Raw genomic sequence first — 12,537 nt, forward strand, 5'->3', positions numbered from 1 at the left:
GGAAAATGCAGAAAAAATTATTGACTGAATGCTCATTCATTATATAATGGTACTAAGAATCTTTTCAGAAAATTTGGTTGGTTGTAAATTTTCTGGTGGAAAAAGGACGAAAGGAGATTATCAGCTATGAATGGATTACTATGGATCAACTTAATTGCGTTCCTGCTTGTAACCGCTTACGCAGTCAGCCTGTTTGTCTATGTGGTTAAGACCAGAATTGAATATATTAAGCTCGGCAGGAAAGCGGAGTTTGATAAAAACGTCAAAGAACGCCTGGGGAAAATATGGGTGAATGTCTTTGGCCAGAAAAAACTCCTGAAGGACAAGAAGAGCGGGGCCATCCACGTTATGTTCTTCTATGGATTCATCCTTGTCCAATTCGGGGCGATCGATTTTATCATCAAAGGAATCAAGCCCGGGGCGCATCTGCCGCTTGGGCCGCTGTATCCCGGCTTCACTTTCTTCCAGGAAATTGTGACGCTGATGATCCTTGTCGCCGTTCTTTGGGCTTTCTACCGCCGCTATGTGGAGAAGCTTGTCCGTCTGAAACGCAACTTCAAGGCAGGGCTTGTTCTCATCTTCATCGGCGGACTGATGCTGTCCGTTCTCCTTGGGAACGGAATGAGCATGATCTGGCACGGCCATGAGGGGACATGGACAGAGCCGGTTGCTTCTCTGATAGCAGGAGCTTTCTCAGGGATCGGGGAGACAGCCAGCATTGTCATCTTCTATATTTCCTGGTGGATCCACCTGCTGTTCCTTCTCGCTTTCCTGGTCTATGTACCGCAGTCCAAGCACGCGCATTTGATTGCCGGGCCTGCAAATGTGTATTTTGACCGGACCGAGAATGCCGGGAAGCTGAAGAAAATCGACTTTGAAGATGAGTCACAGGAATCATTCGGAGTCGGCAAAATCGAGGATTTCAACCAGCTGCAGATGATCGACTTCTACGCATGTGTGGAATGCGGCCGCTGTACGAATATGTGCCCTGCAACAGGGACAGGCAAGATGCTGTCGCCAATGGATCTGATCCTGAAGCTGCGCGACCATCTGACAAACCATGGGGCCGCCGTAACATCCAGGCAGCCGTGGGTTCCGACCTTTGCTTTCTCTAATACGAAAGGCAACCAGCTTGCACTGGCAGCTGCAGGGAAAGGCGCCGAAGAAGCGGCAGCCGGCCTTGCATACAGCCCAAGCCTGATCGGCGATGTTATCACAGAAGAAGAAATCTGGGCCTGCACGACTTGCCGGAACTGTGAAGACCAATGTCCGGTCATGAATGAGCATGTGGACAAAATCATCGACCTGCGCCGTTATCTTGTTCTCACAGAAGGAAAAATGGATGCGGATGCACAGCGTGCGATGACCAATATTGAACGCCAGGGCAATCCATGGGGCTTGAACAGGAAAGAGCGTGAGGACTGGCGCGAGGCAAGAGAAGATGTATCCGTCCCGACTGTGAAGGAAATGAAGAAATCCGGAGAAGAATTCGAATATCTCTTCTGGGTCGGCAGCATGGGTTCATATGATAACCGAAGCCAGAAAATCGCGCTGTCATTTGCAAGGCTCCTTAATGAAGCCGGCGTGAAATTTGCGATCCTTGGCAATAAGGAGAAAAACTCCGGAGATACGCCAAGGCGCCTCGGCAATGAATTCCTGTTCCAGGAGCTTGCAGCAAAGAACATTGAAGAATTCGAGAAAAATGAAGTCAAAAAAATTGTAACGATCGACCCTCATGCCTATAACATTTTCAAAAATGAGTATCCGGATTTCGGACTCGAGGCAGAGGTGTATCACCATACCGAGCTGCTTGCCGAGCTGGTGAAAGAGGGCAGGCTGAAGCCGCAATTTGATGTGAATGAAACGATCACCTTCCATGACTCCTGCTACCTCGGCCGCTATAACGAGGTGTATGATCCGCCGCGCGAAATCCTTAAGTCCATTCCTGGCGTAAAGCTGGTGGAGATGGAAAGAAACCGGGAAACAGGCATGTGCTGCGGAGCCGGCGGCGGCCTTATGTGGATGGAAGAAGAAACAGGACACCGCGTCAACGTTGCCCGCACAGAGCAGGCACTGGCTGTCAATCCTTCAGTCATTTCTTCCGGCTGCCCGTACTGCCTGACCATGCTGTCAGATGGCACGAAGGCTAAAGAAGCGGAAGACACAGTCCAAACCTATGATGTGGCAGAGCTGCTTGAAAAAGCCGTGATCGGCGAGCCGCAGACTCTTGTATCCTGAGCTGAAACTGGAGAAAGGCCTGGCATACCGGGCCTTTCTTAGAAAAATAATGCAGTGATTATTAAGAATCTTCAGGAAAATATTTTTATTTTCGCTGCGGATGGAGTAAGATGGAAATATAAATAAAGCGCTTACAAAGATGGAGAACCTTTTCGAATGGTCTCCTTTTTGTCCTTATTCAATCTAAAACTTAGAAGACAGGCTGATGTTCAGCAGGCTTTGATTTCATTTCGAGCGAGCGTTCAGTCAAAACAGAACAGCAAATGGCAGACAAAAATCAAATTTGCCCAGAAAGTCAAAAACCAAATTTGCCCAGAAAATCAAAAACCAAATTTGCTTTGAGGAGAGGATACAGATGGGAAGAACAGTCATTATTAGCGGAGCACGGACACCTTTTGGAAAAATGGGAGGGGCTTTAAGCAGCCTGACTGCTTCTGATTTAGGGGCTGTTGCTGTGAAGGAAGCATTGAAGCGTGCCGATGTCCGTCCTGAAGAGGTTGGGGAGCTGATTCTTGGATCGGTCCTTCAGGGAGGCCAGGGACAGATACCATCCCGGCAGGCAGGCAATAAAGCCGGTCTTCCATGGGAAGTTAAAACAGAAACGATCAACAAAGTCTGCGCCTCAGGAATGAGGAGTGTGACGCTTGGCGACCAGATCATCAGGGCCGGTGATGAAGAAGTGATTGTGGCCGGCGGGATGGAATCGATGAGCAATGCGCCATATCTTCTGCCTAAAGCAAGATGGGGCCTGCGGATGGGCGATTCGACTGTAAAGGACCTGATGATCCATGACGGCCTCAGCTGCAGCTTTACAGGCGTCCATATGGGGACTTACGGAAATTCAACGGCAAAGGAAATGGAAATTTCGCGGGAAGAACAGGACCAATGGGCGTACAGAAGCCACCAGCGGGCTGTCGAAGCGATCGAAAGCGGCAGGCTGGCTGAAGAGATTGTGCTAGTAGAGGTGCCGCAGCGCAAAGGTGATCCGCTTGTCGTGGAGCAGGATGAAGCACCGCGCAAGGATACTTCCATTGAAAAGCTGGCAAAGCTTGCCCCTGTATTCAATGGGGATGGAACGATCACTGCCGGGAATGCTCCGGGAGTGAATGACGGCGCAGCCGCACTTGTACTGATGAGCGAGGAGCGGGCTGAACGGGAAGGCAAGGAAGTTCAGGCATATATCCTGGCCCACACGGCAATCGCTGTTGAGGCAAAGGATTTTCCGAAAACACCAGGACTTGTCATCAACGAGCTTTTGAAAAAAACAGGCAAGTCCATCGATGATATTGACCTGTTTGAAATAAACGAAGCATTCGCTGCAGTTGCCCTGACGAGCGGAAAGATTGCCAATCTGGATGAAAATAAAGTGAATGTGAACGGCGGGGCCGTTGCCATCGGACATCCGATCGGGGCAAGCGGCGCGAGGATTATCCTGACGCTGATATATGAGCTGAAGCGCAGGGGCGGAGGAGTCGGCATCGCGGCAATCTGCAGCGGCGGCGGCCAGGGAGATGCCATCATGATCGAAGTTCCGGTGAAATAATAGATTAGAAGACTGGAAGAGAAATGGAGGAGTAACCGTGGAAGTGAAAAAAGTAATGGTCATCGGTGCAGGGCAGATGGGCTCTGGAATCGCGCAGGTATGTGCACAGGCAGGATATGAGGTGCTGCTGAATGATTTGAAGGCTGAATATATTGAGCGGGGGCTTGGTGTGATCAAGAAGAACTTGTCCCGTCAGGTATCCAAGGACCGCATGACCGAGGCGGAGATGGAAGAGGTGCTCCGCCGCCTGCAGCCTTCTGACAATCTGGAAGACGCCGGCAAGGTGGACCTGGTAATCGAGGCTGCCGTAGAAAATATTGAAATTAAAGCCGATATCTTCAAACGGCTGGATGGTATTGCCCCTGATCATGCAATCCTGGCAAGCAATACTTCATCACTGCCCATCACGGAAATTGCTGCGGCGACAAAGCGTCCGGAAAAGGTGATCGGGATGCACTTCATGAATCCGGTCCCGGTAATGAAACTTGTTGAAATCATACGCGGGCTTGCTACAGCCGATGAGGTATACACAGCGATCGAGGAAATGACCCATAAGCTCGGCAAGGTGCCGGTCGAGGTAAATGACTTTCCGGGATTTGTCTCAAACCGCATCCTGATGCCGATGATCAATGAGGCCATTTATACCCTCTATGAAGGTGTTGCAGAAAAGGAAGCGATCGATGAAGTCATGAAGCTTGGCATGAACCATCCGATGGGGCCGCTCACTTTGGCGGATTTCATTGGTCTTGATACCTGCCTGTACATTATGGAAACGCTTCATGAAGGGTTCGGCGATGATAAGTACCGCCCATGCCCGCTGCTCCGCAAATATGTGAAGGCCGGCTGGCTCGGGAAGAAGTCAGGCCGCGGCTTTTATCAGTACAGCTGAACTGGAAAGCCCAGAATGGACACCAGGAGGGATTAGCCATGAATTTACGGTTTACAGAAGAACAGGAAATGATGAGGAAAATGGTCCGTGACTTCGCCCAGAGCGAGATTTCGCCATTCATTGAAAAAATGGAGCAAGGGGAGTTTCCCCGTGACATATTGAAAAAGATGGGCGGACTCGGGCTGATGGGAATTCCTGTGCCTGAAAAATATGGCGGGGCAGAAATGGACTTCACCTCCTACATCATTGCCATCAATGAGCTGTCAAAGGTATCCGCAACCGTCGGGGTCATCCTGTCTGTCCATACATCGGTCGGCACCAACCCGATCCTGTATTTCGGGACAGAGGAGCAGAAGCAGAAGTATGTCCCGAAACTTGCTGCGGGCGAATATCTCGGCGCATTCTGCCTGACAGAGGCCGGGGCAGGCTCAGATGCAGGCAGCTTAAAAACAAAGGCGGTCAGAAACGGGGAGGAGTACATCCTCAACGGCTCGAAGGTATTCATTACAAACGGGGGCGAAGCGGATGTGTATATCGTCTTCGCATCCACAAGCCCTGAGCTTGGGACAAAGGGCGTTTCTGCCTTCATTGTTGAAAAAGGGACGCCTGGCCTTGTGATCGGCAAGGACGAGGAGAAGATGGGGCTTCACGGCTCCCGTACTGTCCAGCTCAGCTTTGAAGATATGAAGGTTCCGGCAGAAAATCTCCTTGATGCTGAAGGGGAAGGATTCAAAATTGCCATGGCCAACCTGGACGCCGGGCGCATCGGCATTGCAGCCCAGGCCCTTGGCATCGCAGAGGCGGCATTGGAAGCAGCGGTTGCCTACTCGAAGGAACGAAGCCAATTCGGGAAGCCGATCAGCCATCAGCAGGGCATCGGCTTCAAGCTGGCTGATATGGCCGTAAATGTGGAAGCCTCAAGACTGCTGGTCTACCAGGCAGCGATGATGCGCCAGAATGGCGAGCGCTCCGGGATGCAGGCCAGCATGGCAAAGCTTTTTGCCTCGAAAACAGCTGTTGAAACGAGCATAGAAGCTGTCCAGGTGTTCGGCGGCTATGGATATACAGAAGATTACCCTGTGGAGCGGTATTTCCGCGACAGTAAAATAACCGAAATCTATGAAGGCACAAGCGAGATTCAGAGAATTGTCATCAGCAAAAACCTGTAAGCAAGAGGCAATCCAATATTGAAATGGACGGGGGAAAATACGATGAATTTCCGACTGACGGAAGAACATGAAATGATCAGGAAAATGGTCCGCGATTTTGCAAAGAATGAAGTGGCGCCGAGCGCCGCAGAGCGCGATGAGGAAGAGCGCTTTGACCGTGAAATCTTTGATAAGATGGCCGAGCTCGGGCTGACAGGAATCCCTTGGCCTGAAGAGTACGGAGGCATCGGCAGCGACTATCTGGCATACTGCATTGCAGTCGAGGAACTTTCAAGGGTTTGTGCATCCACAGGGGTGACTTTGTCTGCCCATACGTCGCTTGCAGGCTGGCCGATCTATAAATTCGGCAGCGAAGAACAGAAGCAGAAATACTTGAAGCCGATGGCGCAGGGTGAAAAGATCGGTGCATACGGCCTGACAGAGCCGGGAAGCGGCTCCGATGCGGGCGGCATGAGGACGACGGCCCGCCTTGACGGCGACGATTATGTGCTGAACGGTTCAAAGATTTTTATCACAAACGGCGGAATCGCCGACATCTATGTCGTGTTTGCCCTGACGGATCCGGAGAGCAGGCAGAAAGGCACCACAGCCTTTATCATTGAGAGTGATTTTCCTGGATTCTCTGTCGGCAAAAAGGAAAAGAAACTGGGCATCAGGTCTTCGCCGACAACCGAAATCATCTTTGAAGACTGCCGCGTGCCAAAGGAAAACATGCTTGGCAAAGAAGGCGAAGGCTTTAAGATTGCTATGATGACACTTGATGGCGGCAGGAACGGCATTGCAGCCCAGGCGGTCGGCATTGCCCAGGGAGCATTGGACGCTGCAGTCGATTATGCGAAAGAGCGGGAGCAGTTCGGCAAGCCGATCGCCCTTCAGCAGGGAATCGGCTTCAAGCTGGCCGATATGGCGACAAGTGTAGAGGCGGCAAGGCTCCTGACTTATCAGGCTGCCTGGCTTGAGTCGGAAGGCCTGCCGTACGGCAAGGAATCCGCCATGTCCAAACTGTTCGCAGGCGATGCGGCCATGAAGGTGACAACAGAGGCTGTCCAGGTGTTCGGCGGCTATGGCTACACCAAGGACTATCCGGTCGAACGATATATGCGTGACGCCAAGATTACGCAGATCTATGAAGGCACACAGGAAATCCAGCGCCTTGTCATTTCCAGGATGATAACCAAATAGAAGATAAGAGGATAGGGCTCTTTCCTGATTTAAAATAAACAGCCTCCGCGAAAACAGCCACCAGTAGGGAAAGATCCACTTTTGCCTCATAAAGAGCGGCCAAGAGGAGGGCAGTGCTAATTTATGAAAAAACGGGAAGTCCATGCTTCTGTAAAAGATGAAAAGCTGGTGAAAAAGCGGCGGGATGAAATGATCAAGGGCGCGGTGAATCTTTTTAAGCAAAAAGGCTTTCACCGCACCACGACAAGGGAGATTGCAAAGGCCTCCGGATTCAGCATCGGGACGCTCTACGAGTACATCCGCACAAAGGAGGATGTGCTGTACCTTGTCTGTGACAGCATCTATGATTCGGTCCGCGACAGGCTGCAGGAGGCCCTTAATGCCAACAGGGGGACGCTCGATAGCCTGAAGCTCGGGATTGCCTATTACTTCCGGGTTGTGGATGATATGCAGGATGAAGTCCTGGTCATGTACCAGGAAGCAAAATCCCTGTCAAAGGATGCCCTTCCATATGTACTGAGAAAAGAGATTGAAATGGTCTCCATGTTTGAAGATGTCATCCAGCGCTGTGTCGATAACGGAGAGCTCCATCTGACTGAAAAAGAGGTCAAAATGATCGCCCACAATATTTTTGTGCAGGGCCAGATGTGGGGCTTCCGCCGCTGGGCGCTGCAAAGGGTGTACAGTCTTGATGAATATATTGAACTGCAGACAGAGCTTCTGATTCAAGGGATAAAGCATGATCAGGCAAAAGTGCCTGCCGGCAGTAAAATCCAGGAACAGGGGGAGTCAGACGAATGAGTACAGCAGAAATTTACAGGCCGAAGCATCACTTGCGATTCGTTACCGCCTCAAGCCTTTTTGACGGGCATGATGCTTCCATCAATATCATGAGAAGAATCATCCAGGCGAGCGGGGCAGAGGTCATCCATCTTGGCCATAACCGGTCGGTGGAAGAGGTCGTGAATGCGGCGATCCAGGAGGATGTCCAGGGAATCGCGATTTCCTCCTATCAGGGAGGCCATGTTGAATATTTTAAATATATGTATGATTTGCTGAAGGAAAGGGGGGTCTCTCATATCCGCATCTATGGCGGAGGCGGCGGGGTCATCATCCCGCGTGAAATAAAAGAGCTGCATGAATACGGGATTGCCCGGATCTTTTCTCCTGAAGACGGCCGCCAGAAGGGTCTGCAGGGCATGATCAATGAAATGCTCGCTGAGTGCGACTATCCGACCGTTTCAGTGGAGAATGCAGCAGAGCTTGAAAAGCTGGAAGCAGGCGAAGTGAACAGCATCGCCAGGCTGATCACGCTTGCCGAGCATGGCGTCGGGCTTGAAAAAGAAGCGGCAGCTGCGGCTGAATCGCTCATGGAAAGAATCAAGACACTGGAAAAAACGGCACCGGTTATCGGAATCACCGGGACTGGCGGAGCAGGAAAGAGCTCATTGACGGATGAGCTGATCCGCCGCTTCATTAATGAACTCCCTGAAAAGAAAGTAGCCATCCTTTCCGTCGATCCGACAAAGCAGAAAACAGGCGGGGCGCTGCTTGGCGACCGGATCCGCATGAATAGCATCTTTTCGCCGCGCGTCTATATGCGGAGCCTTGCGACACGGAAGTCCAAGAGCGAACTGTCGCTGGCCATCAAGGATGCCATCTCTGTCGTAAAGGCGGCCGGCTTTGACCTGGTTGTCGTCGAAACGAGCGGGATTGGGCAGGGTGATGCTGAAATCGCGGAAATCTGCGATCTGTCCATGTATGTGATGACAAGTGAATTCGGGGCGCCTTCCCAGCTTGAAAAAATTGATATGCTCGATTATGCTGACCTGATCGTCATCAATAAATTCGAGCGCAAAGGCTCAGAAGATGCCCGCCGCCAGGTGCAGAAGCAGTATCAGCGCAACCATATGCTTTTCGAGAAAGAGCTGGAAGAGATGCCGGTCTACGGCACGATCGCCAGCCAGTTCAATGATCCGGGCACCAATGCTTTATTTGCCGCCCTGGTCGAAAAAATGAATGAAAAAGCGGGCCTCGGCTGGAGCACTTCTTTTTCCAAAGATGAAGTGGTTGAAAAGCAGAATGTCATCATTCCAAATGAACAGCGCTATTATCTTCGCGAAGTATCGGAAACGGTCCGCAATTACCATAAAAAAGCGGAAGAGCAGGCAGCCCTTGCCAGGAAGCTGTTCCAGTTTGAAGGAGCAATCCAGGCCGTAAAAGAGTCCGGCGGAAATGAAGGGACTCTGGCTTCCTTAGAGAACCTGGCTGCGGAAACAAAAGAAAAGCTGACAGCCGAATCGAAAAAGATCCTGGAAAGCTGGGATGACCTCAAGGAGAAGTACTCCGGGGAGCAGTTCACAACAAGGATCCGCGATAAAGAAATTATCACGATTCTGAAGACGAAGAGCCTTTCAGGCCTGCAGATCCCAAAGGTGGCGCTTCCGAAATACAGGGACTACGGCGAGATCATACGCTGGGTCTACAGGGAGAATGTGCCGGGTGCCTTCCCGTATACCGCAGGCGTCTTCCCGTTCAAGCGGGAGGGAGAGGATCCGAAGCGCCAGTTCGCCGGGGAAGGGACACCGGAACGGACGAACCGCCGCTTCCATTACCTATCAAAGGACGATGCGGCAAAGCGCCTCAGCACTGCGTTTGATTCCGTCACCTTATACGGCGAGGATCCGGACTACCGCCCGGATATTTACGGCAAGGTTGGGGAGAGCGGTGTCAGCATCTGTACGCTTGATGATATGAAAAAATTATATGCCGGCTTTGACCTTTGCCATCCGTCCACATCTGTTTCTATGACCATTAACGGACCGGCGCCGATCATTTTGGCCATGTTCATGAACACGGCGGTCGAGCAGCAGGTGGAAAAGAAAGAAGGAGAGCTTGGCAGGAAGCTGAACGAAGCGGAGCATGAAGAAGTAAGGGCTGCGACTCTGCAGACGGTGCGCGGTACTGTCCAGGCGGATATCCTGAAGGAAGACCAGGGACAGAATACTTGCATCTTCTCCACAGAATTTGCCCTCAGGATGATGGGCGATATCCAGCAGTATTTTATCGATAAAAAGGTACGAAATTATTATTCTGTCTCCATTTCCGGCTACCATATTGCCGAGGCAGGGGCAAACCCGCTGTCACAGCTGGCCTTTACGCTGGCGAATGGCTTCACATATGTTGAGTACTATTTGAGCAGAGGCATGAAAATCGACGACTTTGCGCCGAATCTTTCCTTCTTTTTCTCAAACGGGCTTGATCCGGAATACACGGTCATCGGCAGGGTAGCCCGCCGTATCTGGGCAACTGTGATGAGAGATAAATATGGAGCCAATGAGCGGAGCCAGAAGCTGAAGTACCATATCCAGACTTCAGGGCGCTCGCTCCATGCGCAGGAAATTGATTTCAATGATATCCGGACAACATTGCAGGCATTGATGGCGCTGCAGGACAACTGCAACTCCCTGCACACGAATGCCTATGATGAAGCGATCACCACGCCTACGGAGGAATCGGTCCGCCGGGCGATGGCCATCCAGATGATCATTACAAAAGAACATGGCCTTACAAAGAATGAAAATCCTCTGCAGGGTGCCTTCATCATCGATGAACTGACAGACCTTGTGGAAGAAGCGGTCCTGCAGGAGTTCGAACGGATCAACGACAGGGGCGGCGTGCTCGGCGCCATGGAAATGCAGTACCAGCGGGGCAAGATCCAGGACGAATCTATGTATTATGAAATGAAGAAGCATACCGGCGAGCTCCCGATCATCGGCGTGAACACGTATCTGAATCCAAATCCTCCGTCAGAAGAGCAGATGGACAGCATGGAAATCGCCAGGGCGACGAAGGAAGAAAAGGAAACACAAATCAGGAATCTCAGGAGCTTCCAGGAACGGAACAAGGACCATGCAGATGAAGCCCTGTCCCGCCTGAAAGAAGCAGCGGTGACAGACGGCAATATTTTTGCGGAGCTGATGGAAACCGTTAAATATGCAAGCCTCGGACAGATCACGAGGGCGCTGTATGAGGTGGGCGGACAATACCGCCGCAATATGTAGCAAGGATAGAGCCAGGGGCAGATTATTGCCCATGGCTCTGTCTTGTATTCGGAAAAAAGATATATTTTTCTGGAAAACATCATAATGTGTTTAGGATAAAAGGCTTTTCTCCGCTATAATGAAAGGGAATGCAGTCCTAAGTGATATTGATATGCAGGATGTGAACGGATTGAGACAGATATTTTCAATAGGCGCTTTTGCTGCTGCGATAGCGGCCTTCTACTTCTTATACCAGAGGCAGCTTGGTGCAGTCGCTTTCTTTTTGCTGTCGATCTACTTTCTGTACCTGGCCATGGGCCAGATTTCCGGCAGAAAAGGCAGGAAGCCGGGGAGGGGGAAAAAGACCTGAAAGGGTACCCGGATAGAAGCTTTCCCTGTCCAAATGAAGAAGGCCATCCGGGAGACCTGCAGCAGCAAGCCTTCCAAAAGTTTGTCTCACAGCAAAAATGCAAGGAAACTGGAGATAGAACTAGCATAAACACCAGCAATTTGTTTATAATGAAGAATATGTATTTTACATAAGCTGTCTATCCAGCTTGCAAAAGGGCATTCTTATGCCTTTTATTCATCTAGGGATGCTTTTGAAGCGGCTGAATCCTATGCCTTTTTAAAAGCAATGCATATCCGGGAAGCCCCGGTGTTTTTCACAGTATTTTGCGCTCCGATAGCGAGTGTTATATAGGGAAAGGAAGTGCGTATAGTGAGTCTAGACCAATACACAAAAGAAGAGCTGCAGGAAATGTCCTTTATCGATATCGCCTACGAACTGCTTAAAGGCACAAAGCAGCAGGTTTCTTTTACCGACATTATGAACGAATATAAAACGCGTCTTGAAGTATCAGATGAGGAAATCCGCTCAAGGATCGCCCAGTTCTATACAGACCTGAACCTTGACGGCCGCTTCATTGCAATGGGAGAAAACCGCTGGGGCCTTCGCAGCTGGTACCCTGTCGATACAATGGAAGAAGATACAATGACAGCTGCGAAGCCGAAGAAGAAAAAGGCGAAGAAAGCAGCGAAGACTGAAGACATCGATCTTGATCTGGACGAGTATGATGAGCTCGACGAGGAAGACATCGAATACGATGACCTTGATGACGATGATGATCTGGACGAGGATGACGACGATCTTCTTGAAGACGATCTTGATGAGGACTCAGACGACGATGACGATTTTGAAGACGACGATGAGATTCTGGAGGATGACCTCGACGAGGATGACGAAGACCTTGAGGAAGATGAAGAACTTGAAGACGACGAGGAAGATTTATAATTCCTTGACTTTTCCATGCCAGGCTTGTAGAATCATTTTTGGGCTCCTTAAAAAAGGACCATATGAATGTATATGCAATAGCGCTCCCTTACTGTTTGGTAGGGAGCGCTTTTTATTTTTAGCTGTTCTTGGCTGCAACCAGGAACAGCAAATTTTTTTTAGGAAAAGCCTTACCTAAA

The 12,537-nt window shown here is 50.5% G+C and carries 9 protein-coding genes; all 9 read left to right on the forward strand.

Features of this window, described 5'->3' with window-relative positions; translation table 11 throughout:
- Positions 1-126 precede the first annotated feature (126 nt).
- The 9 genes from FZD51_RS15840 (at position 127) to rpoE (ending at position 12,358) form a co-directional block, all read left to right on the forward strand.
- Positions 127-2,238: a (Fe-S)-binding protein gene (locus FZD51_RS15840; RefSeq protein WP_148975656.1), complete on the forward strand. Its 2,112-nt coding sequence runs from the start codon at positions 127-129 to the stop codon at positions 2,236-2,238.
- Positions 2,239-2,593: 355 nt separating this feature from the next.
- Positions 2,594-3,781, forward strand: a complete 1,188-nt coding sequence (locus tag FZD51_RS15845) for an acetyl-CoA C-acetyltransferase (RefSeq protein WP_148975657.1) — start codon at positions 2,594-2,596, stop codon at positions 3,779-3,781.
- A gap of 37 nt (positions 3,782-3,818) precedes the next feature.
- Positions 3,819-4,670, forward strand: coding sequence for a 3-hydroxybutyryl-CoA dehydrogenase (locus tag FZD51_RS15850; RefSeq protein ID WP_148975658.1), 852 nt, complete (start codon positions 3,819-3,821; stop codon positions 4,668-4,670).
- Between the two features lie 38 nt (positions 4,671-4,708).
- On the forward strand, positions 4,709-5,839 hold the full coding sequence (locus FZD51_RS15855) for an acyl-CoA dehydrogenase (RefSeq protein WP_148975659.1): 1,131 nt from the start codon (positions 4,709-4,711) through the stop codon (positions 5,837-5,839).
- A gap of 42 nt (positions 5,840-5,881) precedes the next feature.
- Positions 5,882-7,021 carry an acyl-CoA dehydrogenase gene (locus FZD51_RS15860; RefSeq protein WP_148975660.1) on the forward strand — a complete coding sequence of 380 codons (1,140 nt, stop codon included), beginning with the start codon at positions 5,882-5,884 and terminating at the stop codon, positions 7,019-7,021.
- Between the two features lie 123 nt (positions 7,022-7,144).
- Positions 7,145-7,822 carry a TetR/AcrR family transcriptional regulator gene (locus FZD51_RS15865; protein WP_148975661.1) on the forward strand — a complete coding sequence of 226 codons (678 nt, stop codon included), beginning with the start codon at positions 7,145-7,147 and terminating at the stop codon, positions 7,820-7,822.
- On the forward strand, positions 7,819-11,085 hold the full coding sequence (gene icmF / locus FZD51_RS15870; protein WP_148975662.1) for a fused isobutyryl-CoA mutase/GTPase IcmF: 3,267 nt from the start codon (positions 7,819-7,821) through the stop codon (positions 11,083-11,085). Before FZD51_RS15865 ends, icmF begins: the two co-directional genes overlap by 4 nt.
- 169 nt (positions 11,086-11,254) lie before the next feature.
- The gene (locus FZD51_RS15875) at positions 11,255-11,434 is read left to right on the forward strand and encodes a hypothetical protein (protein ID WP_262380936.1); all 180 of its coding nucleotides are present in this window, start codon (positions 11,255-11,257) and stop codon (positions 11,432-11,434) included.
- Between the two features lie 351 nt (positions 11,435-11,785).
- Positions 11,786-12,358: a DNA-directed RNA polymerase subunit delta gene (gene rpoE / locus FZD51_RS15880; RefSeq protein WP_148975664.1), complete on the forward strand. Its 573-nt coding sequence runs from the start codon at positions 11,786-11,788 to the stop codon at positions 12,356-12,358.
- Positions 12,359-12,537 lie beyond the last annotated feature (179 nt).

Source organism: Bacillus infantis (assembly GCF_008180445.1).
GTDB lineage: Bacteria > Bacillota > Bacilli > Bacillales > Cytobacillaceae > Bacillus_AB > Bacillus_AB infantis_B.